The sequence below is a fragment of the Nocardioides deserti genome (assembly GCF_014266025.1).
Lineage (GTDB): Bacteria > Actinomycetota > Actinomycetes > Propionibacteriales > Nocardioidaceae > Nocardioides > Nocardioides deserti.
In genome coordinates, this window is sequence record NZ_JACMYC010000001.1 from 556,063 (window position 1) to 581,451 (window position 25,389).

Below are 25,389 nucleotides of genomic sequence, written 5' to 3' on the forward strand. Positions count from 1 at the left end.
CTCGCGGCGGACTAGCTCTGCCCCGGCGCGCCCGCCGCCAGCCCGACCGGGAGTCTGAACCAATCGACGCTAGTCCTCTCGCCCCGACCACCGGCGTCTGCTGAGCGGCGGAGTGACGCGCCTTCGCAAGCCTGCGGGGCGCCCCTTTGCGCCGGGGGTCTCTTCGGCGAGACGCTTGTTGAGAATCCCGCGCCCACGAGCACGGCGTCGGGCACAACGACGCACAGGGCGAACTCGGCGCAGGTCATCCCGGGAGGGGTGTCGCGTCTACGTTCCTGCCCGCGATGTTCCCGCACGGCGATCGGCGTCAATCACGGTCGCACCAACCAAGAGGTCCCGTTGAACAGGCGTGTGGCACTTCGCTGCCGTCGCAGCCCATTCGGTCACTCTCTAAGTGCTCGAACCAGAAGCGATGAAACCACACAGAACGACAAGGCTTGTCTTACCGCACAGGACAACATCAGTTGCGGGCTCGCACGTCGACGGCACGCTCCACCACAGATGGTTTCCCCGGAACAGGCGCCAAGCCCTACGGTAGTCTTGTGATCCGAGACAGCGTGGTCAGTGCCATAGAAAACATGGGCGTGCCGCATGACATTCTCGTCGACTTTCCGCGCCTCCCTGCCGACCTAGTCGGTCTACTTGTGTATGGAAGCCGAGCTCGCGGCGACGCCGTTGCAGACTCGGATCTCGATGTCCTCGCGCTCGTTTCGACGCCTCGACCGTCGATTTACGCTGGCGACGTCAACGTCAGCTTCTACACAATCGAGCAATTGACGTCAGGGATAGGCACGCTATTCGGCGCCCATCTAAAGCGCGACTCGAGGGTTGTTTGGGATCCCGAAGGACTGCTTTCGGGGGCCATTAGGGCGATGGGTGAGGTGGATACGGACCGACTGCTCACCCGCTCGCGAGCAATGTCTGAACTCTTCACTACGCCAGAGCGCGATCTTCCGAAGTACCTGCCGGGGCTGCTTCGCGAGGCAAGGTACCTCTTACGTAGCTGCCTGTACGCGCAGGCGATCGCCGAGAGCCGACCGTGCTTCTCAGTCCGCGAGCTCGCGGATCGCAATGGCGACCCAGACCTGTCCCGCCTATTGGCCTCCCGCCAGCCTGGGGAACCCTCGGCCCGGGACTTGGGTGAATGTCTCGCTCGCCTTCGTAGGGTCTTGGGGGCCTTCCCGGAGAGCCGGAACGGCTCCCTCGAGGCAACGATTGTCAATCAATGGGAGGAGCCCGGCGACCTGCTGTCGATGTCTTTCCTCGCGCTTGGAGTAACGGGCCAAGGAACCGATTACGCAGAAGTGGAGAAGATCCTGCTGTGAGTTCTGAGATTGCGTTTGTTGGTGACGTTCATGGCAATCGGCCTGCGCTTAGCGGATTATGGCGCGCGCTTGTTCGGCGGGAGACATCACACGTGATCTTTCTTGGGGACTACATCAACAAGGGCTCGCAGAGCGCGGGAGTGATGCAGGACCTGATTGCCCATCGGCGAGCCGGGCGCGCCAGTTTGCTAGCAGGGAATCACGAACTTGCTCTCCTCGACGCCATTGACCGTCAAGACTTGAGCGGGTTCCTCAAGATGGGCGGCGCAATGACCGTCAAGTCCTACGTCGGAAGACGCGTCGGGCCGGACGTGTTCGCGGATTTCATCGCCGCCTTCCCGCCAGAACACCTCGCGGAACTACGTGCGATGCGGACGGCATACGAGACGGACGAGCTGATTGCTGAGCATATCCCGTCCAACTCGCCGACGGCTAAGTTTCATATCAGTGCGCATATTCCCGTCGGGGAGCTTCCACGAATCGGAAGTCGCACGGCCAGGGTGGACACCGGTTGCGGAACAGATTCTGGGCGGCTAACTGCGCTCCTATGGCCGTCCCTTGACTACATGCAGGTAAATAGTCAAGGCGAGGTCGTCCCTTAGCTAACGGGTGGGTGGTCCGCCAAGTGGTCGAGAATCCACTGTGCCTTCGCGGCACCATTGGCGTCTCCCATCGCCTCATTCACTGCGATGCATTCCATCGCGATATCCTCGGCGTCGTCGAGACGGCCAGCGGCGCGATGGCATTGAGCGAGCAATAGCAACGAAATCGCCTCGCCACGCCTGTTTGCCAGTTGCCGGTTGATGGCGAGCGCCCGTTCCACGTGGGGGACGCCCTCATCTGGGCGACCCTGTCGAAGGCGAACTTGCGCGGCTAGAACTTCTGAATTTGCGTGCAGCCCGGATGGCGGTGTTGCTCGCAACGTCGCGACCACTTCTTCCGCGTAGTCTGCGGCACTCTCCAAGTCGTCGGCAGCGATCAAGAGTCTCGCAAGGTTGATCAGGGATTGGGCAACATCGACATCGCGACCGACCTTCTGCCGCACAGAAAGAGCCGCTTCGAAGCTGCGCTGAGCGTTCGCGAGGTCGTCGACCTTCTGGTACGCCAAGCCAAGGTCGTCCTGGATCCGGCACCGAATAGCCTGGGCGTTAGCATCGTCGCCGATTGCCAACGTCAACGCGTGTTCGAGCCGGCCAATCGCGTCGCGTTCGCGGCCCTGATCATTGAGCACCCGCGCCTGAGCGGAAAACGCGTCCGCTGCAAGTGTGGAGTAAAGTGTGCCGCCGTCAGTGAAGTAGTCGATCGCTTTCTGGGTCTGGGTGTAGGCGGCGTTCAGGTCACCTGCTCGGCGAAGGACCTTCGCATAAGCGAGTTTCTCGATCGGGCCGCCGAGCACCGCAGCCTCCTTTAGGGACGCTCGGCCTGCGTCGGGTTGGCCCAGGTCGATAAGCTTCTCGCCTCTCAGTCGCAGATTGGCGGCGCGCAGCACGTCTTTGCCTGATGACGGAACGAGGTCGACGTGCCGGGGGATCTTCGTGTCCACGAGGTCGTGCCAGGACTCAAGGCGCTGAGTCAACTTCTCCTTCAAGTCTCTGAGATCAGTGATTGATTCAAGCATCACCGAGTGACCGTCGATTATGTGCTGACGGAGTCTTAGAATCCGAGCATCAGGCTCGGACCCCTTGACGAAACCAACCCACAGGTCTCTCATCGGCTGCTCAGCCTGGCCGAGCTCAAGTAGCGCCGTGAAGAACTCTTCCTCCGTGCCAGACGTGTATCCCCACGGGCTGCCTGGTGCGCTTCCCCAAGCATCCTTGAACAGGGTGATCATGAAGTGGCTTTCAGCGATCAGATCATTGATCGCCTCTTGGGCCCTGCGAACGGTACCGCGGACGCGGTCCCACCCGACGACTTCGAACATGACACCGTCTTCGCCGTCGTGACGAGCGTTATGCTCATCGACGCACGCACGTACAGCGGCGCGTTCGTTCTCCATGTCGCCGGGCGACGCGAGGAAGATTCGGAGCGGCAGCGCTTCAACCATGCCCGGACAATAGCTGCCGTCCGGGGTCGCCGTCGGCTGCGGTGAGAATTGGTTGGTCTAGGCACCCGATCGGCACTCGGCGAACGTCAGACCTCCGCGGGCGTCCCCGTCTACGTCTACCGCACTTATTAATGCGCCGAATTCGGCGGGCTGGGGCGCCCATTCTGGGCCCGGTGTACGGGTGACCGACCTGTCGCCCAGTCCGGCGGGGCACGCGTGGCCCACGAGTTCGCCGAAGTGCCCAGGCGCCCACGTGGCCGAGCAGGCCGACCAGCGCGGTACATCGATCTCCGACGGAAGAGATGGTCCGATCGGACGCCGCTCAGCGCGGCGAGACCTGGAAGACGGGCCAGCCGATCTCGGTGCGCCAGGCGGAGGGGTCGGGGGTGTCCCGCGGGCCGACGAGGTAGGCCTCCCGGACCGGTCCGGCCACCGCGAGCGCGTTGGCGACCACCCAGGCGCCGACCTCGCCGTAGGTGACGTCGATGTCGTCGTGCGGGCCGACGTGGGTGGCGACGGCAAGCTCGACGGCGGGGATGGTCACCGGACGCACCCGGCCGAGGGTCGGAGGGCGGGCCGTCGGGCGGTGCACGAGGACGTGCCCGCGGCCGACCTCGAAGAGAGCGTTGTCGTACAGCCCTCCCGGCGGGCCGTCCGGCTCCGCGACTGCCGCGTCCAGCTCGGCCATCGCGCCGGCGTACCAGGGGAGCACCTCCTCGAGCTCGACGTCGCCCTCGACGGCGGCGACCGTGGCCGCCGGGACCGAGCGCAGCTCCACGTGCACGGGCGCCGGCTCCGGGGCCAGCAACCTGCGCAGTGACGCGACCGCGACGCGGGTGCGGTCGAGCTCGGCCTCGAGTCGCCGCAGGTGGTCGGCGACGAGCGCAGCACGCGCCGCAGGCTCGGGGGAGCGGAGGATGCGCCGGACGTCGGGCAGCGGCACGTCGAGCTCGCGCAGCCGGTGGATGACCTGCGCGGTAGGGATCTGTTCCGCGGCGTAGTAGCGGTAGCCGGTCGCCTCGTCCACCGTCGCCGGGACGAGGAGGTCCGCCTCGTGGTAGCGGCGGAGCGTGCGCACACTCAGGTGGGTGAGACGCGAGAACTCGCCGATCGCCAGCACCCGGGCAGTCTGCACCCTCTCCCCGCGGGAGGGTCCAGTGCTTGACCCTCCCGCCTGCGGACGCCGCAGCGTGACGGCATGAGCACACCGACGACCATCCGCCCGGACCAGCTGCCCGCCACGATCCGGGCCTACCTCGCCGCCCACGCCGCCGGGGACGCGGACGCTGCGATCCGCACCTTCGTCCCCGACGCCCTCGTCGTCGACGACGGCCGCTCCTACCGCGGGACCGCCGAGGTCCTCGCCTTCCTGCGCGCCGCCGGCGCGGAGTTCGACTACACGACCGAGCTGGTCGGCGCCGAGCGCGTCGACGCCGCGCACTGGGTGGCGCTCCAGCGCCTCGAGGGCGACTTCCCGGGCGGTGTCGTCGACCTCCGCTACCGGTTCACCCTCACCGACGACCTCGTCAGCGAGCTCGTCATCGCCCCGTGAGGAGGCAGCCGGCCACCCGAGGTGGCGTCGGGTGGTGCCTCCTCGTCGCGTCCAAGGTGGGCGTCAGCGGGCCCACGCCCACTGCGTGACCGTGCGCGCCGGGGTCCAGCCCGTGAAGGTGCCGACGGGGGCGGTGGACTCGACCGAGAGGCGGGTCAGCTCGCCGCCGTGGGTCCGGTAGGCGTCGGCGAGGAGTGACTCGGTCTCCAGCGTGACGCCGTGGACGACGAGACGGCCGCCGGGGGCGAGGGCGGCGAGGCAGGCGTCGAGGACTCCCGGGCGGGTGGCGCCGCCGCCGACGAAGATCGCGTCCGGGCCAGGGAGGTCCGCGAGGGCGTCCGGGGCGCGGCCCTCGACGACGGCGAGATCGGGGACGCCGAGGCGGGCGGCGTTGCGGGCGACCCGGGCGGCGCGGTCGGGGTGCGACTCGACGGCGGTCGTGCGGCAGGTGGGGTGGGCACGCATCCACTCGATGCCGACCGAGCCGGCCCCGGCGCCGACGTCCCAGAGGTGCTGGCCGGGGGCGGGCTGGAGGCGGGCGAGGGCGGAGGCGCGCAGGTCGCGCTTGGTGAGCTGGCCGTCGTGCTCGAAGGCGTCGTCGGGGAGGCCCGCCACCCACGACGAGTGCCGGGAGCCGAGGCCGCGCGGCAGCTCGACGGCGAGGACGTGGAGGGGCGGGACGTCGGTGGCGGGGACGGCGGTCCACTCGGACGCGGTGCGGACGTCCCGTGACTCGGCGGGGGAGCCGAGGTCGGCCAGGAGGGTGACGGACGCCTCGGGGTGGCCGGCGTCGACGAGCAGCCCACCGACCCGGGCGGGGGTCTCGGGGCCGGAGCTGAGCAGGAGGATCCGGCGGCCTGGGGCGAGCTCGCGGAGCAACCGCGCCTCGTGGCGGCCGACGAGGGTGACGACGACCGACTCCTCGGCCGACCAGCCCATCCGGGCCCGGGCGAGCGCGACCGACGAGACGGCCGGTATCACGCGGACGGCAGCGGGACCGAGGAGGCGGACGAGGGTCGTGCCGATGCCGGAGACCATCGGGTCGCCGGACGCCAGGGCGACGACCCGGCGGCCGTGCGGGCCGTCGAGCAGGGGGTCGAGGAGCGCGGGCAGGCCGTCGGCGAGCGGGGAGGGCCAGGGAAGGCGCTGCTGGCCCGGTACGTCGGGTCGGTCGGCCAGGTGGCGGCGGCCGCCGAGGAGCACGTCCGCGTCGCGCACCAGCGCCTCGGCGTGCTCGTCCAGGCGTCCGTCCGCGCCGACGCCGACGACCGTGATCACCGGGTCGGTGTCCACGCCGGGCAGGGGTGTCGGGTCGGGCACGGGGCCGGACGCTATCGTCCTCGCACAACGTGAGGTGCCCCTGCGGCCCAACCATCGCCAGGCGGTGGGGACGGACAACGGGGAGAATCTGGGAAGCCGGTGAGATTCCGGCACAGGCCCGCTGCGGTGAACCGAGCACTCCTTCGGGAGTGACCCGGCAAGTCCGAAGACCGGCCTCGCGTCGCCATCCATGGCCAAGCGAGCGGGAGCCTCACGTGCCTACGAAGTACCCCTTTTCTGCCGTCGTCGGTTGCGACCACGCCTCGTCCGGCGACTTGGACCCGATGGGGCTCGCGCTGGTGCTGACGGCGGTCAGCCCGGGCATCGGCGGCGTGCTGGTGCGCGGCGAGAAGGGCACGGCGAAGTCGACGACCGTGCGCGGGCTCGCGGAGGTGATGCCGGCGGTCGAGGTGCACGAGGGCGACCGGTTCTCCGTGGACCCGGCGGACGGTGGCGCGGTCTCACCGGACGGCCCGTTCGGGCCCGGCCGCCCGACGCGGACCCGACCGGTGCGGCTCGTCGAGCTGCCGGTCGGCGCCACCGAGGACCGGCTGCTCGGCTCGATCCAGCTGGAGAAGGCGCTGACCTCCGGCGCCGTCGAGCTCGAGCCCGGCCTGCTGGCCCGCGCGCACCGCGGCGTGCTGTACGTCGACGAGGTCAACCTGCTCCACGACCACCTCGTCGACCTGCTCCTCGACGCCGCCGCCACCGGCACGGTCACCGTCGAGCGCGACGGCATCTCGCTGCACCACGCGGCGCGGTTCGTGCTGATCGGCACCATGAACCCCGAGGAGGGCGAGCTCCGCCCCCAGCTGCTCGACCGGTTCGGCCTCACCGTCGAGGTGGCGGCGCCGCGGGACCCGGCGCTGCGCGCGGAGGTGGTACGCCGCCGGCTGGCCTTCGACGCGGACCCCGACGCCTTCGCCGAGCAGTACGCCGCCCGGCAGGCCGACCTGACCCGGCGCATCGCCGACGCCCGCGCCCGGGTCGGCTCGGTCGTGGTCACCGACGCGGCGCTGCTCAAGGTCGCCGAGGTGTGCGCAGCGTTCGAGGTCGACGGCCTGCGCGCCGACATCGTCACCACCCGGACCGCGGCGGCCCACGCCGCCTGGGCCGGCCGCGACCGCGTCACGCTGGCCGACATCCGCGCCGCCGCGCTGCTGGCGCTGCCGCACCGGCGTCGACGCAACCCGTTCGACGCGCCGGGCCTCGACGAGGACCTGCTCGACCGGGTCCTCGGCGACGAGGAGCTCCCCGAGCCGGACCCCGATCCCGACCCGCAGCCCGAGCCGCCGGGCGGTGGTGACGACCCGCAGCGGGAGGCCCCGGAGACGGAGGGCTCCGGCGGCCCGGGGCACGACGACCACGCCGACCAGCAGCCCGACCAGCAGCCCGACCAGCCGAGCGACCAGGAGTCCGACCAGCCGGCCGGCAACCAGGACGAGCAGGAGCCCGACGACCAGCCCGCCCCGCAGGCGCCGCCCGCCCCGAGCGGCAGCGGCGGCGACCAGCCCGCCGCGCGCTCCGGCACGGCGTACCGCCCCCGCCTGCTGACCGTCGACGGCGTCGGCGAGGGCAACCCGGGTCGGCGCAGCCGGGCGCGGGCCACGAGCGGCCGGCGGGTCGGGGCGAGCACCGGCCACGGCTCGCTGCACCTGGTCGAGACGCTGCGCGCGGCGGCCGAGCGGTCCGCCCGCCAGGGCGCCGGCACCGCGGGCGGCCGGGTCCGGCTGCAGCCCGTCGACCTGCGCACGGCGGTCCGCGAGGGCCGGGAGGCGAACCTCCTGCTCTTCTGCGTCGACGCCTCCGGCTCGATGGCGGCTCGACGGCGGATGGCCCAGGTCAAGACCGCGGTGCTGTCGCTGCTGACCGACGCCTACCGGCGCCGCGACAAGGTGGCGCTGGTCGGCTTCCGCGGCCGGGAGGCGCGGCTGCTGCTGCCGCCGACCGGGTCGGTCGAGGTCGCCGCCGCGCTGCTGGACGACCTGCCCTCCGGCGGCCGGACGCCGCTGGCCGAGGGCCTCCTCGAGGCCGAGCGGGTGCTGCGCCGCGAGCGGCTGCGCGACCCGCACCTGCGGCCGCTGCTCGTGCTCGTCACCGACGGACGCGCCACCGCCGGCCCGGACGCCGTCGACCGCTCCCGCCGTGCGGCGGCGCACCTCGCCGGCCAGGGCGTCCCGAGCGTGGTGGTCGACTGCGAGCAGGGCCCGCTGCGGATGGGGCTGGCGCGGACGCTCGCCGGCCACCTCCGCGCGGAGCACGTGCCGATGGAGCAGGTGAGCGCCGACGGCCTCGTCGAGGTCGTGGCCGGTCGCGCCGACTCCGGGCCCGCCACGGGGCGCGTCGCCTGATGGGCACGCTCGCACCCCTGCTGCCTGGTTCGGTCACCCTGGTCGCAGGCGGGCCCGGCGACGCCGGGCTGATGACCGTGGCCGGCCGCGCCGCGGTCGAGCAGGCCGACGTGCTGCTCGTCGACCACCTCGCCCCGCAGGAGGCGCTGGCCTGGGCGCGCCCCGACGCCGAGGTGCTCGACGTCGCCAAGCTGCCGCGCGGGCGCACCACCCCGCAGGAGCGGATCAACGAGCTGCTCGTCGAGCACGCGCGGGCCGGGCGACGCGTCGTACGGCTCAAGGGCGGCGACGGGTTCGTCTTCGGTCGCGGGATGGAGGAGGTGCTCGCCTGCGCCGACGCCGGCATCGAGGCGCGCGTGCTGCCCGGGGTGAGCTCGGCCGTCGCCGTGCCCGCGCTCGCGGGCATCCCGGTCACCCATCGCGGGGTGGTGCACGGGTTCAGCGTGCTGTCCGGGCACGTGCCCCCGGGGCATCCCACCTGCACGCTCGACTACGCCGCGCTGGCCCGGTCCGGCACGACGCTGGTGCTGCTGATGGGCGTCGCGAACCTCGCCGCGATCACCGCCGAGCTGCTCGGCCACGGCATGCCGCCCGCCACCCCGGCCGCCGTCGTCGCCCGTGGCGGCCACCCCGACCAGGAGGTCCGCGTGGCGCACCTGGCCGACATCGCGACCGCCGCGGCCGGCATCGCCCCGCCCGCCGTCACCGTCATCGGCGAGGTCGCCGCCTTCGCCACGCCGACCCGCCAGCTCGAGGAGACCCGCTGATGCCCCAGGGACAGCCGCTGACCGTGCCCGACGACGGGCTCACGACCCGCCAGCGCCGCAACCGGCCGCTGCTGATGGTCCACACCGGCGACGGCAAGGGGAAGTCCACCGCCGCCTTCGGCCTCGCCATCCGCGGCTGGAACCAGGGCTGGCGGGTCGGTGTCTTCCAGTTCGTGAAGTCCGCCAAGTGGCGCATCGGCGAGCAGACCGTGCTCGAGCGGCTCGGCGAGCTGCACCGCGAGACCGGCGAGGGCGGACCCGTCGAGTGGCACAAGATGGGCGCCGGCTGGTCGTGGACCAAGAAGCAGGGCGACGCCGAGGACCACGCCCGCGCCGCCGCCGAGGGCTGGGCCGAGATCAAGCGGCGGCTGGCCGCCGAGGCGCACGACATCTACGTGCTCGACGAGTTCACCTACCCGATCGCCTGGGGCTGGGTCGACCTCGACGACGTCGTCACCACCCTGCGCGACCGGCCCGGCCGCCAGCACGTCGTCGTCACCGGCCGCCGCGCCGCGCCTGCGCTGCTCGAGGTCGCCGACCTGGTCACCGAGATGACGAAGGTCAAGCACCCGATGGACGCCGGCCAGAAGGGCCAGCGAGGGATCGAGTGGTGACGCAGGCGCACCTGCCCCGCCTCGTGGTCGCCGCGCCGTCGACCGGCCAGGGCAAGACCACGGTCGCCACCGGCCTCATGGCCGCCCTGCGCGCCCGGGGGCTCGAGGTGTCCGGCCACAAGGTCGGCCCGGACTACATCGACCCCGGCTACCACGCCGTCGCCACCGGTAGGCCCGGCCGCAACCTCGACCCCCACCAGGTCGGCGAGGAGCGGATCGGCCCGCTGCTGCTGCACGGCGCCCGCGGCGCGGACGTCGCGGTCGTCGAGGGCGTGATGGGCCTCCACGACGGCCGGCTCGGCACCGACGGGTTCGCGTCCACGGCGCACGTGGCCGCGCTCACCCGCACGCCGGTCGTGCTCGTCGTCGACATCGCGAGGATGTCGCGGTCGGTCGGTGCGCTGGTGGCCGGCATGGCGGCGTACGACCCGGCGGTCGAGGTCGTCGGCGTCGTCCTCAACCGGGCCGGCTCGCCCCGCAACGTGGAGGAGGTACGCCGCTCGCTGCACCTGCCCGTGCTCGGCGTCGTGCCGCGCGAGGAGTCGCTGGCGACCCCCTCACGGCACCTCGGCCTGGTGCCGGCCGCCGAGCGCGACGAGGCCACCGCGCTGGTCGCCCGGCTCGGCGAGCACGTCGCGAAGCACGTCGACCTCGACGCGGTGCTCGACGTCGCGCGGACAGCGCCCGCCCTCGACGCGACGCCGTGGGACCCCGCGCGCGAGGTGAGCCCGGTGCCGGGCGGGCCGGTGGTCGCGGTGGCGGGCGGCCGGGCGTTCACGTTCGCCTACGCCGAGACCGAGGAGCTGCTCGCGGCCGCCGGCTGCCGGGTGGTGCGGTTCGACCCGCTGACCGACCGCGCGCTCCCGGACGGCACGCAGGCGCTGCTGCTCGGCGGAGGCTTCCCCGAGGAGCACGCACGCGAGCTGGCCCGCAACACCGCCCTGCTCGCGCAGGTCCGTGACGCGGTGCGCGGCGGGCTGCCGACGGTGGCGGAGTGCGCCGGGATGCTCTACCTCCTCGACTCCCTCGACGACACCCCGATGGCCGGGGTGATCGGGACGTCGGCCGCGATGTCGGAGCGGCTGGTGCTGCGCTACCCGGTCGCGCGAGCGGTCGGCGACAGCCTGCTGACCCGGGCGGGGGAGGAGGTGCGCGGGCACGAGTTCCACCGCACCGCCCTGACCCGCGCCGCCCGCGGCTGGACGCCGGCCTGGGAGGTCGACCGCGAGCTGATCGGCGTCGCGTCGCCGACCCTGCACGCGTCGTACCTCCACCTCCACTGGGCCGGCCACCCCCAGCTCGCCCGGCGGTTCACCGAGGCGGCGGCCGCCGCGGCGCCGGTGGCCGGGCCGCCCCTGGCCGAGCCCGAGCCGACGGCCGTCGAACCCCAGGAGCCGCAGGAGTCGACCGACCCGCTCCTCCACCACGGCGACCGCGAGCTCGGTCCGGGGCTTCTCGACCTCGCGGTCAACGTGCACCCCGAGCCGCGTCCGGCCTGGCTGGAGCGGGCGCTGGCCGAGGGGGTGCGGGCGTCGACGAGCTATCCGGACCCGGCGGCCGCCCGCGTGGCGATCGCCGAGCTGCACCGCCGGCGGCCCGACGAGGTGCTGGTGACCGCCGGCGCCGCCGAGGCCTTCGAGCTGGTCGCCCGGTGGAAGCAGTGGCGCCACGTGGTCGTCGTGCACCCGCAGTTCACCGAGCCGCACGCCGCGCTCGAGCGCGCGGGACACCGGGTGACCGTCGTGCACTGCCGGGCTGAGGACGGCTACCGGCTCGACCCCGCCGCCGTGCCCGAGGACGCCGACCTGGTCGTGCTCGGCAACCCGACGAACCCCACCGGCGTGCTGCACCCCGCCGCGGAGATCCTCCGTCTGCGGCGGCCGAAGCGGGTCGTGCTCGTCGACGAGGCGTTCATCGACACCGTCGAGGGGGAGCGCGAGTCGCTGGCCAAGGACCGGCGGCGCGGGCTGCTCGTCGTCCGGAGCCTGACCAAGCACTGGTCGCTGCCGGGAATCCGCGTCGGGTACGTCGTCGGCAACGAGCGCAGCATCGCCGGCCTCGCCGCGCGGCAGGTGCCGTGGTCGGTCTCGACGCCGGCGATCCACGCCGCGACCGCCTGCACCGGCCCGGCGGCCGTCGCCGAGGCGGCCCGGCGCGCGGCCCGGATCGCCGGGTGGCGGTCGGTGCTGGTCGCGGGGCTGGCCGAGCGGGGCGTCGAGGTCGTGGAGTCGCAGGCGTCGTTCGTGCTCGCCCGGCTCGGCGACGGCGCTCGCGCGGCGCTGCGCGAGCGGGGGGTCGCGGTGCGCCGGGCCGACACCTTCCCCGGCCTCGACGGCTCCTGGGCCCGGATCGCCGTGCGCCCGCCGGAGACGACCGCGCTGCTGCTGGCTGCGCTCGACGCTGCTCGGTTGCAGGCGTGAGGGTGGCGTCGGGGGGTCGGGTCGGGGGCGGGCGCAGGGTTGGCGGCGTACACGATCGTTCAATTGAACGATTGCGACGCCTTTCCGGCCCGAGAACCCGCAACAACCGCGCAATTGAACGATTGTGGTCGCGCCCGAACGCCAGGTCGCGCGCCGCCGGGCTCCTCCTCGGCTTCGCGCTGGACCGGGCGATGGGGGACCCGCGCCGGTGGCACCCGGTCGCGGGGTTCGGGCGGCTCGCGAGCCGCTCCGAGCAGATGTTGTACGCCGACGCGCGAGCGCCCGGCGTCGCGCACACCACCCTGCTGGTGGGCGGCGCCGCGGGGCTCGGCATCGCCGTCGAGCGGGCCACCCAGGGCCGCCCCGCGCTGCACGCGGCCGCGACCGCACTGGGCACCTGGGCGGTGCTGGGCGGGCGCAGCCTCGAGCGCGAGGCGCTGGCCGTCCACGCGCTGCTCGCGGCCGACGACCTGCCCGCGGCCCGGCAGCGGCTGACCCACCTCGTCGGCCGCGACCCGACCGGCCTCGACGCGGACGAGGTCGCCCGCGCGGTGGTCGAGTCGGTCGCGGAGAACACCTCCGACGCCGTCACGGCCCCGCTCGCGTGGGGGGCCGTCGGCGGCGTACCCGGCCTGCTGGCACACCGCGCCGCCAATACCCTCGACGCGATGGTCGGCCACCGCAGCCCCCGCTACGCCCGCTTCGGGTGGGCGTCGGCCCGCCTCGACGACGTGCTCGGCCTGCCGGGATCGCGCCTGGGCGGGCTGTGCGTGCTGGCTGCCGCGCCGACCGGGGCCGCGGACGCGTGGGCGGCCTGGCGGCGCGACGCCCGGGCGCACCCCAGCCCGAACGCCGGCGTGGTCGAGGCGTCGTTCGCGGGGTCGCTCGGCGTCACCCTTGGCGGCACGAACCGGTACGGCGACCGGGTCGAGCAGCGGCCGACGATGGGCAGCGGACGGCCGGTCCGGCCCAGCGACGTGCCCCGGGTGACCGCTCTCGCCCGCCGCGTGGGGTGGCTGGCGGCGCTGGGCGCGTCCGCCCATGCGAGCAGGGTCGTGTGCCCGAGGACGCGGCCGAGCGCGTCCTGAGGCACACGACCCCGGTGGGTGGCTAGTGGTCGGAGCAGCAGGGGATCTGGTAGCGCGACTCGAACGGCACCAGGTGCTCCCGACCCGGTTGGACGGTGAGCACCGCGCGCCCCGCCCGCCACGTCGGCCGAGCCCACTCGCGGAGGTCGACCAGCGTGTCGGGGCCGACCTCCGTGCCGGCCAGCGCCTCGACGGCGTCGACCGCGTCGAGTGCCTCGACCTCCGCGACGGTGCACACCCGCTCGACCCCCGCGCGGCCCGCGAACCGGGCGAGCCGCCCGGCGGTGCGGCCGGCGTGCTGCTCGGCCGCCGCACGGGCACCCGCTACCAACGCCGACGGCCCCGCCGCGTCCTCGTCGCCTGCGGCGACGACGAGCACGCCGACGTCATCCCCGAGGGGGCCGGCGAGCCGCGACAGCAGTGCGGCGGCCTCCGACGCGGACCTGGTCCACGACGCCGCGACGGCGGTGTGCGCGCCGTCGTCGGTGCTCACGACGTGCGTGCTGGCGACGTACGTCGCGTGAGCCACCAGCTCGGCGGGCAGCAGCGCGTCGAGCTGGTGGACGACGTGCTCGGCACCGGCGTGGTCGCGGGTGCCGACGTCCACGGCCAGCAGCACCGTGGACGCCGGCACGTCCGGGGGAGTCGTCACCGGGTCGGGACGACCCAGATCGGGTTGGTGTAGAACCACAGGTCCACCCATGGGTCGGCGTCGCCGACGACGTCGATCTGCGGGCCGGCCGGGTCGACCGCCGCGCCGAGGTAGCCCGGCTGCGACCGGTTGCCGTCGGTGCCGCGGAGCCGGACGTAGAAGGGCTCCTCCGCGCGGCCCAGGTCGTAGGTCAGCGTGTACGTGCCGGTCCGGCCCGAGGTGTCGGTCTGCGCGACGACCTTCGAGTCGGGGGCGGTGAACCGGTCGCGGTCGGCGGACCGGGACGGCAGCTCGACCTTGCCGCGGACGACGTCCACGCGGTTGAGCGACGGGACGAACTGCGACCAGTTCGGCACGTCCTGGGCGGTGATCCGCACGACGAGCTCGAGCCGGCTCCCGCGGCTGGCCATCAGGGTGCCGCCGAGGGTCTCCGAAGCGTTCCGGTCGCGTCCGCGGCCGCCGGTGCTGCGGACCGTCACGTCGATCGACTTCACCAGGCCGCCGTGGTCCACCCAGATCCGGCCGTCGCGCATGCCGCGCATGACCGCGCGGTAGTCGCGAGAGGACGCGCCGACGTGGGTCCGGCTGTAGAACCCGGGCCAGAAGTCGCCGGCGTCGAGGTTGATCCGGCCGGCGTAGACGGGGTCGCCGTACCGCCCGTCGCGGTTGAACTGCTCCGAGCTCGAGCCGTCGGGGCGGCGGGGGGTGTCGGTCCAGTTGACATGGGAGTCGGAGTTCGCGGTGATCGACCACGGCTTGCCCTCGGCGAGCAGCGAGTCCCAGAGGCCGCCGACCGTGGAGGTCATCCAGTCGAAGCCGCCCCAGGTGCGGTAGCTCTCGGGCGGGTAGCCGGCGAACGACGCCGGCCCCGGGGCGTTGCCGTAGTAGCCGCGGGCCGAGCCGGGGCCGTACCCCTTCGGCAGGCCGGCGGCCTGGTGGCCGGGCGCGCCCTCGAAGCCGATCGCGATCCGGGGATCGGCGTCGCGCCAGGCCCGGATCTCGTGGGGGCTGTCGATGCCGTTGCGGGCCGGGTGGTTGGCGAGGAACAGCGCGTCGGCGACCCGCTTGCGGTCGACCTGCTGGCCGAGCCACTGGACGCCGGCGACGGCGAGCGCCTCGTTGGCCGGCGAGTTGCCCGACGCGCCCTTGACCGAGCCGTCGTAGGCGTTCTCGAACTGCTTGAGCACCTCGACCTCGTGCGGGCCGGGGGCCACGAAGACGGTGCCGTGCTCGGCGGCCGGGATGTTCCACTCCAGGCCCTGGAAGATCAGCGTGTCGGGCAGCTCCTCACGCGCGGCCCGGATGTCGGGGTTGACCAGGTCGACGCCGATGCGGGCGTGGGTGGCCCCGCCGTGGTCGGTGATGACCAGCCAGTCCAGGCCGTACGCCGCGGCGTGCTGGGCCTGGTCGATGACGCGGTACTGCCCGTCGGAGGAGTACTGCGTGTGGATGTGGTGGTCGCCCGCCAGCCAGTGCCGCGGTGCGCCCGAGCCCGGCCTGCCGCCGCGGGCCGGCGTGGCCCCGGGCTCGGCCATCGCCGGGGTGACGCCGCGCATGCCGGCGATCCCGGCGACAGCGGCGCCGGTGATGCCGGCCGCGCGGAGCAGCCCACGGCGGGACAGCTCGGCGGGGGAGAGGTCGCTGTCGGGGACCGAGGTGTCCGCGGCGACAGCGTTGAGGTCGTCGACCTCGTGCGCGTGCCCGTGGTCGTGCCCGTGGTCGTGCCCGTGGGAGTGGTCGTGCGGGTGCTCGTGCATGGCGATCCTTCCGAGTAGGGGCCGCGGCACCGAGGCCGCCGCAGCGGCTCCACGCTGCCGTCGGCGGGTGGCCGGGAGGAGGAGCGTCGGTGCCGCCCGGGTGAACCGTGGGCCGCCGGCCGATGCCTGGGACGACCCGTTCCGCGGACACCGACACCTCCCGTTCACCTGTCCCCGACAGCGTTCGCCCGTGCTCACCGATCCCACGCTGCCGCTGCGCCGAGGCGCAGAGGCGCCCACGCCACGCACCCTGGTCGACGTCTTCCGCGCGACGGTCGCGCAGGCGGCCGACGAGCCGGCGGTCGACACCGGCAACGAGGTGCTCACCTACGCAGAGCTCGAGGAGTCCGCGGACGCCCTCGCCGCGCGGCTGGCGGAGCTCGGGGTCGGCCCCGGCGACAGGGTGGGCGTGCGGATCAGCTCGGGGACCACCGACCTGTACGTCGGGATCCTCGGCATCCTGCTGGCCGGCGCGGCATACGTCCCCGTCGACGCCGACGACCCCGACGAGCGGGCCCGTCTGGTCTTCGGCGAGGCCGACGTCGCCGCGGTCGTCGGCAACGGGCTCGCCGTGGTCGCGCGCCGCCAGGTGGACGCGCAGGTGCCCCGTGCGGCCGAGGAACCGGGGCTGACCGACGACGCGTGGGTGATCTTCACCTCGGGCTCGACCGGGACCCCCAAGGGCGTCGCGGTGTCCCACCGCAGCGCCGCGGCGTTCGTCGACGCCGAGTCGACGCTCTTCCTCCAGGGCGCGCCCCTCGGCGTCGGGGACCGGGTGATGGCGGGTCTCTCGGTCGCCTTCGACGCCAGCTGCGAGGAGATGTGGCTGGCCTGGCGGTACGGCGCGTGCCTGGTGCCGGCCCCGCGCGCGCTGGTCCGCAGCGGCGTCGACGTCGGGCCGTGGCTCGTCGCCAACGAGGTCACCGTCGTCTCGACCGTGCCGACGCTGGTCGCGCTCTGGCCGGCGGAGGCGCTGGCGCAGGTGCGCCTGCTGATCATGGGTGGCGAGGCCTGCCCGCCGGAGCTCGCGGCCCGGCTGGTCGCGCCCGGCCGGGAGGTGTGGAACACCTACGGCCCGACCGAGGCGACCGTCGTGGCCTGCGGTGCCGAGCTCACGGGGGATGGGCCCGTGCGGATCGGGCTGCCGCTGGCCGGCTGGGACCTCGCCGTGGTCGACGCCGAGGGGCACCACGTCGCTCCGGGGGAGACCGGTGAGCTGATCATCGGCGGCGTCGGCCTCGCGCGGTACCTCGACCCCGCCAAGGACGCGGAGAAGTACGCCGCGATGCCGACCCTCGGGTGGGACCGCGCCTACCGGTCCGGCGACCTGGTCGTCTTCGACCCCGAGGGGCTGCTCTTCGGGGGCCGCGCCGACGACCAGGTCAAGCTGGGCGGTCGGCGGATCGAGCTCGGCGAGGTCGACAGCGCGCTGCTGGGGCTGCCCGGCGTCTCCGGCGCGGCGGCCGCGGTGCGGCGTACCTCCGCCGGCAACCAGCTGCTCGTCGGGTACGTCGCCGTGGACGCGACCTTCGACCAGACCGCCGCCCTCGACCGCCTGCGCCGGGCGCTCCCGGCCGCGCTCGTCCCGCGCCTGGCGGTCGTCGACGCGCTGCCCACCCGCACGTCGGGCAAGGTCGACCGCGACGCGCTGCCCTGGCCGCTGCCCGCGGCGGCCGAGGCGCCGACCGCCGGGCTGACCGCGACCGAGTCGTGGGTGGCCGGGTTGTGGCTGGAGGTGCTCGGGGCGGGCGCGACCGGCCGCGCCGACGACTTCTTCGACCTCGGCGGCGGCAGCCTCACCGCCGCGCAGATGGTCTCGCGGCTGCGGGTGCGCCATCCGGAGGTCGCGGTCGGCGACATCTACGAGCGGCCGACCCTCGGGGAGCTCGCCGGCTACCTCGACGGGCTGGCCGCGCCGGGCGCCACCAGCGACCGGACCGTGCCCGCCGTGCCGCTGAAGACCCAGGCCGGCCAGGTGGTCGCGACGGTCGCGCTGCGGATGCTCGCCGGCCCGCGCTGGCTGACCTGGGCGGCGATCGGCTGCCACGCGGCCGCGCTGGTCGGCATCGACGGCCTGCCCCGGCCGGCGTGGTCGCTGGTGCTGCTCGGCTGGCTCGTCTTCCTCAGCCCGCCCGGCCGGATGCTGCTCGCCGCCGGGACCGCGCGGCTCGTGCTGGCGGGGATCGGTCCGGGCGACCACCCGCGCGGCGGCAAGGTCCACCTGCGGCTGTGGCTGGCCGAGCGCGCCGCCGACGAGCTCGGCGCGACCGGGCTGGCCGGCGCCCCGGCGATGACGTGGTACGCCCGGCTGCTCGGCGCCGAGGTCGGCCGCGACGTCGACCTCCACTCCCTCCCTCCGGTCACCGGCCTGCTCCGGCTCGGCAAGGGCTGCTCGGTCGAGCCCGAGGTGGACCTCCGCGGCTGGTGGGTGGACGGCGACGTCGTCCACCTGGGCCCGGTCACCGTCGGCGCCCGGGCCAAGGTCGGCGCGCGCTCGATGCTGTGCCCCGGTGCGGAGGTCGGACGGGACGCCGAGGTCGCACCGGGGTCGGCGGTCCTCGGCCGGGTGCCGGACAGGGAGTTCTGGTCCGGCGCTCCCGCCACGCGGGTCAGCGAGGCGGCGCGCGGGCCCTGGTCGGGTCGTCCGGTGACTTCGCGCGCCTGGGTCGCGGCGTACGTCGCCGTGGCCGCGTTGCTGGCGCTGCTGCCGGTCGCGGCGGTCGCCGCGGGCGGGGCCGTGCTGCTGGCGCTCGGCCCGGCGGCGTACGACGGCCCGCGGGACGCGCTCGCCGGCCTGCTGCCCTGGGTGCCGCTCGCCACGCTGGTCGGCCTGCTCGTCCTGGCCGCCCTGGTGTGGCTGGTCGTCCGACTGGCCGCGCTGGGCGTCCGGCCCGGGGTCCACCCGGTGCGCAGCGGACCGGCGCTCGCGGTGTGGACGACGATGCGGGTGCTCGACGAGGCGCGGACCTGGCTGTTCCCCCTCTACTCCTCGCTGCTCACCCCGGTCTGGCTGCGGGCGCTCGGCGCGCGGGTCGGGCGTCGGGTCGAGGCCTCGACGGTGCTGCTCGTGCCGTCCCTGACCCAGGTCAACGACCAGGCGTTCCTCGCCGACGACACGCTCATCGGCGGCTACGAGCTGGGCGGCGGGTGGCTGCGCGTCGAGCGGGTGAAGATCGGCAAGCGCGCGTTCGTCGGCAACTCCGGCATGGCGGCGCCCGGCCGCAAGGTGCCCAAGGCGTCGCTCGTCGCCGTGCTGTCGGCCGCCCCGCGGCGCGCCCGCGCCCGGTCCGGCGAGTCCTGGCTCGGCAGCCCGCCGGCGCCGCTGCGCCGGGTCGCCCAGGACTCCGACGGCGGCCGCACCTACGACCCGCCGACGCGGCTGCTCGTGGCGCGGTCGCTGGTCGAGCTGTGCCGCCTGGTCCCGGTCGTGCTCGCCGTCGCGCTGACCCTCGTGGTCGCGGTGGCGCTCGTGGCGCTCCTCGACCGGTGGGGCGTCCTCGTGGCGGTCCTGCTCGCCGGCCCGCTGCTCGCGCTCGGCGGCCTGGTCGCGGCTGCGGTCACGACCGCCGCCAAGTGGCTGCTCGTCGGCCGGACCCGACCCGGCGCCCACCCGCTGTGGAGCTCCTTCGTGTGGCGCAACGAGCTGGCCGACACCTTCGTCGAGGTGCTGGCCGCGCCGTGGTTCGCCCGCGCCGCGGTCGGCACGCCGCTGCTGACCGCGTGGTTCCGCACGATGGGCGCCCGGATCGGGCGGGGCGTGTGGTGCGAGACCTACTGGCTGCCCGAGGCCGACCTGGTCGACCTGCGCGACGGCGCCACCGTCAACGCCGGCAGCGTCGTGCAGACGCACCTGTTCCACGACCGGATGCTCAGCACCGACACCGTGACGCTCCTGCGCGGCTCGACGCTGGGCCCGAACAGCGTCATCCTCCCCGCGGCGACGCTGGGCCGCCACGCTACGGTCGGCCCCGTGTCGTTGGTGATGAGGGGCGAATCCGTGCCGGACAAGACGACCTGGATCGGCAACCCCATCGGCCCGTGGACGGCGGAGCCGTGAAGCTGCCCGGTCAGCACGGCCTCCCCACCGCGGACGACTACCTCCCCGGCCACGGCGACCCCGCCTGGAGCGCCCGCCACTACGACCTCGAGCTCGACTACGACCTCGCCCCCAACCGGCTCCGCGGCCGGGCCACCATCGACGCGGTCGCGGTGGCCGACGACCTCGACCGGGTGGTCCTGGACCTCGCCGGGCTGGAGGCCGACAAGGTCACGGTGGGCGGCCGGAGCCCGAAGCGGTGGACCACCCGGGGCAGCCGGCTCGTGGTCTCGCTCGCCGAGCCGCTCGCGGCCGGCACCGAGTTCCGGGTCGTCGTGAAGTACGCCGGCACGCCGCGGCCGCTGGTCGACGACGTCCACGGCGACGCCGGCTGGGAGGAGCTGGAGGACGGCGTGATCGTCGCAGGCCAGCCGCACGGCGCCCCCACGTGGTTCCCCTGCAACGACCGGCCGGACGACAAGGCGACGTACCGCATCACGGTGACGGCCGAGCCGGGGTACGTCGTGGTCGCCAACGGCGAGCGCACCGAGCGGGTGCGTCAGGGCTCCGGCCTGCGGTGGGTGCACGAGCAGCGCGAGCCGATGGCGACGTACCTCGCCACGGTCCAGGTCGGGCGGTACGACGTCCACGAGCTCGACGGCGCCCGGGTGCCGGTCCGGGCCGCGGTGCCGGAGGGCACCGACACCGGCGACGAGGCGTTCACCGCCGGGTTCGGCCGGCAGGCCGAGATGCTCGGCTTCTTCGAGGAGCTCTTCGGCCCCTATCCGTTCGCGGCGTACACCTCCGTCGTCACCGCCGACGACCTGGAGATCCCGCTCGAGGCGCAGGGGCTCTCCACCTTCGGTGCCAACTTCCTCGACCCCGACTGGCGCTCGGTGCGGTTGGTCGCCCACGAGCTCGCGCACCAGTGGTTCGGCAACGCGGTCACGCTCGCCCGCTGGCGCGACATCTGGCTGCACGAGGGCTTCGCCTGCTACGCCGAGTGGCTGTGGTCCGAGCGCTCCGGCGGCGACCCCGCCGACGTGCACGCCCGCTCCCACCACCAGCGCCTCGGCGACTCCGACCAGGACCTCGTGCTCGCCGACCCGGGGCCGGAGACGATGTTCGACGACCGGGTCTACAAGCGCGGCGCGCTCACCCTGCACGCCCTGCGGCTGACCGTGGGCGACGAGCCGTTCTTCGAGCTGCTGCGCACCTGGTGCGAGCGGCACCGCGGCGGGTCGGTCACCACCACCGAGCTGGTCGCGCTGGCCGGCGAGGTCACCGGGCAGGACCTGGGCGGTCTGTTCCGGGCGTGGCTCGACGAACCGGCCCTGCCCGACCTCCCGGCAGCGCCGGACCGGCCACGCACCAGCTGACCCCGCGCCCCACGACGGTCCCGACGTAGCCGTCCGGCGCCCGGAGGTCGTGCGTCGGCACGTCGGCCGGAAGGCCGTCGCGCGGGTCGTGGGCCAGGCCGGTGCCGGCGTGCTTGAGCAGCGCCTCGGCCCTCGTCCAGGCCCGCCGGTCGCCGTACGTCCCGACCGGCGGACCGTCGCGCTCCACGTCGACGCCGACCGGCCCGTGGTTGCTCCAGGCCAGGGCCACCAGCCCGTCGGCGTACGCCAGGGAGACGCGGGCGAGCGGTCCCGGCCCGGTCAGCACGGGCTGGCCGTGGTCGTCGCCGCCGCACTGCGGGCAGAGCCGGACGACGCCCCTAGCGCCGGTGTGCTCGAGCAGGAGCCGCGTGGCCAGCACGCGGAGCGCCTCGCGTGCCGAGCCCTCCGTCCCCATGGTCCCGACGATAGGCGGGCCTGCCGGTCCAGGCCGGCGGGTGTTCGCCGGCTGTGCGCCTGCGGTCCTCCCGCCGGTGGAGCGGCGGTGGCCGACCGTGGTCAGGGTGTGGTGCCGTGAGCGGCAGCCTCGTCACGGTGACGGTCCTGGGCACGGCCGTCGTCGTGTTCTGGGTCTGGGCCCTGCTCCGGCTCTGGCGCTGACGCCGGGGTCCGGCCGGTGCGCACCAGCGCCACGGCCGAGCCCAGCACGAGGAGCACCGCCAGCAGCAGATAGGAGCCGCCGGCCAGGTGCTGGACGGGACCCCAGTCGAGCTCGCGGTCCTCGCCGTGCGGGGGCCACCAGAGCAGCCGGGTGGCGAAGACGGCCACGACGACCGGCGCGGTCCGGGGCAGGGCCACCACGGCCACGACCACCCACACCCAGTGGTGGCTCCAGGAGACCGGCGACGCCAGGAGCATCGCCGCGGCAGCGAGGGCCAGGCCGAGCGACCGATGCCCGCGCCGGTACCACGCGGCGCCGCACGCCAGGGCCGCGAGGGACGCCGCTCCGGCCACCACGAACCACACCGCGGTCGACGGGTGCCCGTCGCCGAGGCGGGCCAGGAGCCCGTTGACCGACTGGTTGCTGACGAACGCGACGCCGCCGACCCGGTCGGGGTCCCAGACCGCTGCGGTCCAGTAGGCCTCAGCGTCCCGGGGGAGCAGGGCCGCCCCGAGCAGCACCGTGCCCCCGAAGACCGCCACCGCCCGCGCGGCCTGGCCCTGACGGCCGACGAGGGCGAGGAGGACGACGAAGACCAGCGGCGTCAGCTTGAGCCCGGCGGCGACCCCGAGCAGCCAGGGGCTGCGCGGCCGGTCCGGCTGGAGCACCGCCGCCGCGACGAGGGCCATCAGCAGCAGGTTGACCTGCCCGAAGGACAGGGTCTGCTCGACCGGCTCGAGCACGACCAGCCCCGCGACGAGCAGCCCGAGGACCGCGGGTCCCGGGCGCGGGGCGAGCAGTCGGACGGTCCAGCCCAGGGCCGCGACCGAGGCGCCCGCGAGCAGGCCGGCCGCGAGGGGCGCGGGGAGTGCCGCGAGCGGCAGGAACAGCAGCGCCGCGAACGGTGGGTAGGTGAACGGCAGCCCGCTCGCCGGGTCGGTGCCGGCGTACACGTCCTCGCCGCGCGCCAGCTGCCCGGCGCCGAACCGGTAGACCGAGAGGTCGATGAAGGCCGGCGCCCAGCCGGCCTCCACGACCGCTGCACACACCGCTGCGGCCGCGGCGAGCGCCAGCACCACGGCCTGCCGGCCGTCCGGTCGCACCACGTCCGCGAACCCGGTCAGACCGCGGGGCGGAGGGCGTCGTACGTCGCGTGCTGCTCGACGAGGGCGGCGTACGCGTCGACGCAGTGCCGCTCGGAGAGCCGGTGCCGGCGGCCCAGGATCCGGGCCCGGTGCCCCTCGCGGGCCTCGAGCGCGGCCTCCCACGCGAGGGCAACCGCGTCCGGCTCGCGGCTCGTGACCAGGCGGGGGTCGCCGACCATCTCCGCCGCGTCGCCGACCTCGGTGGTGACCGGCACGGTGCCGGTGGCCATCGCCTCCAGCAGCGACAGCGGCGCCGCCTCGCCGTAGGCGCTGGTGAGGGCCACGAGGTCGGCGGCGTTGTAGAGGCGCGGCATGTCCGTGCGGATCCCGAGCAGGTGCACCCGGTCCTGCGCGCCCGACCAGCCGCGCAGCGTCGCCGCGGCCAGGTCGGCGAGCCCGCCGTTGGTCGGCGACATGCCGGCGCCGCAGAGCACGACGTGCGCCTCGGGGCGCCGGCGCGCGAGGGCGGCGACCGCCCGCAGGAACAGCGGGACGTCCTTCATCGGGTCGAAGCGGGCGGAGAGGAGGACGACGGGTGCACCGCTCGGGATGCCGAGCTCCCGGCGTACGTCGCGGCGGTCGGAGGCCGAGGGCCGGTACCGCCGCAGGTCGACGCCATTGTGGACGACCGGCAGCCGGCTCAGCGGGATCCCGGTCGCCGCGTGGTAGGCCCGCTGGGTCGACCGCGCGCAGCAGACCGCCGAGGTAACGACCCCGCGGTCCACGAGCTCGACGAGGTCGGCCACGGCGGGCCCGTGGTGCTCGGGGTCGGACCGGTGCAGGGAGACGAGCACCGGGGTGCCGCCGGTGTCCACGCGACCGAGCGCGGCGAGCGGCTGCTCCTTCAGCGACAGGACCACGTCGGCGTCCCGGACCGCCCGCTCGAGGCGGGCGAGGTGCCCGCGGCCCAGCGTGCCGGTCGAGGACCGGTCCAGCGCGTCGACGGCGACTCCGGCGTCGATGAGCCGCCGCCAGCTGCCGTCGCGGTCGGCGCGCTGCACGGTGTCCTCGCGGGCCGTGCTGCTCGCCAGTCCCAGCACGCTGTGCCGCTGGTCCGTCGCGGCGTGCAGGCCGGTCACCACCGAGGTGTGCTGGATCCGCGCACCCCCGGCGAAGAAACCCTCGTAGACCGACAGCACCCGGGTCCCACCCCGGGGACTGATCATCCTCGCCATGCACCACCCCTGTCGTCGGTGGCGCGAACGTAGGCGTCTCCGGGGGTGGACAGGGCGTCCTGCGGTGAGCGGAGGATGAAGGGCCGGCGTCGGGCAGGTGACGCTGCTCGTGACCGGCCGTCAGCGGCCGGCGGCGGCCGTCAGCGGCAGGATCGCCGGCCGAGATCGGTGCGGGACCAGGCTGAGCCGAGCGAACGCCAGTAGGGCGTCCCGGGTGAAGGACCGCCTCACGCCGAGGAGCCCACGAGGCACGGGTCACCCACGACCCTGGATGCCCTCACTCGGCCGGGAAGGTCCCGAACCGCTGACATCGTGGCCACACCCTTTCCGGGCTGCGCCGTCAGCCTCCGCGGGTGCGCCAGCGGACGGCCATCCCGGCGCCGGCCGACCAGCGTCGGATCGAGAAGCGCGCCCGGTTCAACGCCGCGCGGGCCGAGCTCGAGGCGGCCGAGGCCGAGTTGCTCGCCGCGGTGGTCGGCGCGATGAAGTACGGCGCCTCGCACCGGGAGGCCGCGGCGTCGGCCGGGATCAGCGACCGGACCGCGCACCGGTGGGGCTAGGCGAACGGTTGGCCGACCGCCGAGCAGATCGCGGCGCGCGAGGAGAAGCGCCGTCGCACGCAGGAGTTCAGCAAGCGCTACCGGCTGGACAGCCGGCAGTAGTCGAACCGACGGGCGATTGAGCCGCGGGATGTTCAGGGACCTCCACCGAGGCGTGTGCCGCAGCGACGAGTCGGCTCCTGAGGTCCTGCACGAACTCACGCCGAGGAGAGGCTTCCGGGATCGATCGGAGCTGGCAGAGTCCCCACACTGCCTCAGCGAAGTGCAGCTCCAGCGATTGCTGATCCGGGAACGTTCGCCGTCCGACCCCGTCGGCACTGGCATGCCACTCACGATGGAAGACCATGAGCCGTCTCGACACGAGGGCCCAGCAAACGTCGCACTCGATCGCGTCGGCCAGTGGGTTCACGTCGATGAGCCTAGGGCAGGGATCTCGCCCGAAAGGGTGTACCGCTCGGTAACCCCAGCGTGTCGCGAGTCTCACCGCACCAACGCAAAGCAAGCCGCGGTGCTCCCGCAGGAGCGGGTCGAACCCGGCGGGCGGTGAAGGTGAGCCGCCTCGGCACTTGGGGGAGGGGCCGAGGC

The 25,389-nt window shown here is 74.1% G+C and carries 19 protein-coding genes and 1 riboswitch; of the genes, 11 read left to right on the forward strand and 8 right to left on the reverse strand.

What is annotated here, in order from left to right:
* Positions 1–542 precede the first annotated feature (542 nt).
* Together H7344_RS02730 and H7344_RS02735 are read left to right on the forward strand one after the other, a co-directional pair.
* Positions 543–1,325: a nucleotidyltransferase domain-containing protein gene (locus H7344_RS02730; RefSeq protein ID WP_186344455.1), complete on the forward strand. Its 783-nt coding sequence runs from the start codon at positions 543–545 to the stop codon at positions 1,323–1,325.
* Positions 1,226–1,927 (forward strand): metallophosphoesterase, encoded by a 702-nt coding sequence (locus H7344_RS02735; protein ID WP_229706779.1) that lies wholly within the window; start codon positions 1,226–1,228, stop codon positions 1,925–1,927. The genes H7344_RS02730 and H7344_RS02735 overlap by 100 nt, the downstream gene beginning before the upstream one ends.
* Here H7344_RS02735 and H7344_RS02740 read toward each other — a convergent pair.
* Complete coding sequence (locus H7344_RS02740) at positions 1,924–3,369, reverse strand: tetratricopeptide repeat protein (protein ID WP_186344457.1); 1,446 nt, start codon at positions 3,367–3,369, stop codon at positions 1,924–1,926. The two genes, H7344_RS02735 and H7344_RS02740, sit on opposite strands and share 4 nt — an antisense overlap.
* A 322-nt stretch (positions 3,370–3,691) precedes the next feature.
* A complete protein-coding gene (locus H7344_RS02745; RefSeq protein WP_186344458.1) occupies positions 3,692–4,489 on the reverse strand; it encodes a MerR family transcriptional regulator in 798 nt (265 codons plus the stop codon).
* Between the two features lie 78 nt (positions 4,490–4,567).
* Between H7344_RS02745 and H7344_RS02750 the strand changes: the two genes are divergently transcribed.
* Positions 4,568–4,921, forward strand: a complete 354-nt coding sequence (locus tag H7344_RS02750; protein WP_186344459.1) for a DUF4440 domain-containing protein — start codon at positions 4,568–4,570, stop codon at positions 4,919–4,921.
* A gap of 63 nt (positions 4,922–4,984) precedes the next feature.
* Here the strand turns inward: H7344_RS02750 and cbiE are convergent, their stop codons facing one another.
* Positions 4,985–6,241, reverse strand: a complete 1,257-nt coding sequence (cbiE, locus tag H7344_RS02755; protein WP_229706778.1) for a precorrin-6y C5,15-methyltransferase (decarboxylating) subunit CbiE — start codon at positions 6,239–6,241, stop codon at positions 4,985–4,987.
* A 42-nt stretch (positions 6,242–6,283) separates the two neighbouring features.
* Positions 6,284–6,434: riboswitch (cobalamin riboswitch) on the forward strand.
* Positions 6,435–6,525: 91 nt separating this feature from the next.
* On the opposite strand from cbiE, the gene H7344_RS02760 reads away from it, so the two are divergent.
* The 5 genes from H7344_RS02760 to H7344_RS02780 all read left to right on the forward strand — a co-directional run bounded on the left by H7344_RS02760 (position 6,526) and on the right by H7344_RS02780 (position 13,481).
* Positions 6,526–8,592, forward strand: coding sequence for a VWA domain-containing protein (locus H7344_RS02760; protein WP_186344460.1), 2,067 nt, complete (start codon positions 6,526–6,528; stop codon positions 8,590–8,592).
* Positions 8,592–9,359, forward strand: coding sequence for a uroporphyrinogen-III C-methyltransferase (gene cobA / locus H7344_RS02765; protein ID WP_186344461.1), 768 nt, complete (start codon positions 8,592–8,594; stop codon positions 9,357–9,359). The genes H7344_RS02760 and cobA overlap by 1 nt, the downstream gene beginning before the upstream one ends.
* The gene (gene cobO / locus H7344_RS02770; RefSeq protein ID WP_186344462.1) at positions 9,359–9,973 is read left to right on the forward strand and encodes a cob(I)yrinic acid a,c-diamide adenosyltransferase; all 615 of its coding nucleotides are present in this window, start codon (positions 9,359–9,361) and stop codon (positions 9,971–9,973) included. The genes cobA and cobO overlap by 1 nt, the downstream gene beginning before the upstream one ends.
* Positions 9,967–12,393, forward strand: a complete 2,427-nt coding sequence (locus H7344_RS02775; RefSeq protein WP_229706777.1) for a cobyrinate a,c-diamide synthase — start codon at positions 9,967–9,969, stop codon at positions 12,391–12,393. The genes cobO and H7344_RS02775 overlap by 7 nt, the downstream gene beginning before the upstream one ends.
* Positions 12,394–12,515: 122 nt before the next feature.
* Positions 12,516–13,481 (forward strand): cobalamin biosynthesis protein, encoded by a 966-nt coding sequence (locus H7344_RS02780; protein WP_186344463.1) that lies wholly within the window; start codon positions 12,516–12,518, stop codon positions 13,479–13,481.
* A 22-nt stretch (positions 13,482–13,503) separates the two neighbouring features.
* On the opposite strand, the gene H7344_RS02785 is transcribed toward H7344_RS02780, so the two are convergent.
* Together H7344_RS02785 and H7344_RS02790 are read right to left on the reverse strand one after the other, a co-directional pair.
* A complete protein-coding gene (locus tag H7344_RS02785) occupies positions 13,504–14,133 on the reverse strand; it encodes a hypothetical protein (RefSeq protein ID WP_186344464.1) in 630 nt (209 codons plus the stop codon).
* A complete protein-coding gene (locus tag H7344_RS02790; protein ID WP_186344465.1) occupies positions 14,130–15,890 on the reverse strand; it encodes a PHP domain-containing protein in 1,761 nt (586 codons plus the stop codon). Before H7344_RS02790 ends, H7344_RS02785 begins: the two co-directional genes overlap by 4 nt.
* 190 nt (positions 15,891–16,080) lie before the next feature.
* Here H7344_RS02790 and H7344_RS02795 point away from each other — a divergent pair, with 190 nt between their 5' ends.
* Positions 16,081–19,947 carry a Pls/PosA family non-ribosomal peptide synthetase gene (locus H7344_RS02795; protein WP_229706776.1) on the forward strand — a complete coding sequence of 1,289 codons (3,867 nt, stop codon included), beginning with the start codon at positions 16,081–16,083 and terminating at the stop codon, positions 19,945–19,947.
* Positions 19,944–21,305 (forward strand): M1 family metallopeptidase, encoded by a 1,362-nt coding sequence (locus H7344_RS02800; RefSeq protein ID WP_229706775.1) that lies wholly within the window; start codon positions 19,944–19,946, stop codon positions 21,303–21,305. Before H7344_RS02795 ends, H7344_RS02800 begins: the two co-directional genes overlap by 4 nt.
* Here H7344_RS02800 and H7344_RS02805 read toward each other — a convergent pair.
* The 3 genes from H7344_RS02805 to H7344_RS02815 form a co-directional block, all read right to left on the reverse strand.
* On the reverse strand, positions 21,208–21,720 hold the full coding sequence (locus tag H7344_RS02805) for a 4'-phosphopantetheinyl transferase family protein (protein ID WP_186344467.1): 513 nt from the start codon (positions 21,718–21,720) through the stop codon (positions 21,208–21,210). The two genes, H7344_RS02800 and H7344_RS02805, sit on opposite strands and share 98 nt — an antisense overlap.
* Before the next feature lie 101 nt (positions 21,721–21,821).
* Positions 21,822–23,030, reverse strand: a complete 1,209-nt coding sequence (locus H7344_RS02810) for a glycosyltransferase 87 family protein (protein ID WP_186344468.1) — start codon at positions 23,028–23,030, stop codon at positions 21,822–21,824.
* Between the two features lie 14 nt (positions 23,031–23,044).
* Positions 23,045–24,235, reverse strand: a complete 1,191-nt coding sequence (locus H7344_RS02815; RefSeq protein WP_186344469.1) for a glycosyltransferase — start codon at positions 24,233–24,235, stop codon at positions 23,045–23,047.
* Positions 24,236–24,597: 362 nt separating this feature from the next.
* Between H7344_RS02815 and H7344_RS02820 the strand changes: the two genes are divergently transcribed.
* Positions 24,598–24,804, forward strand: coding sequence for a hypothetical protein (locus H7344_RS02820; RefSeq protein ID WP_186344470.1), 207 nt, complete (start codon positions 24,598–24,600; stop codon positions 24,802–24,804).
* Positions 24,805–25,389 lie beyond the last annotated feature (585 nt).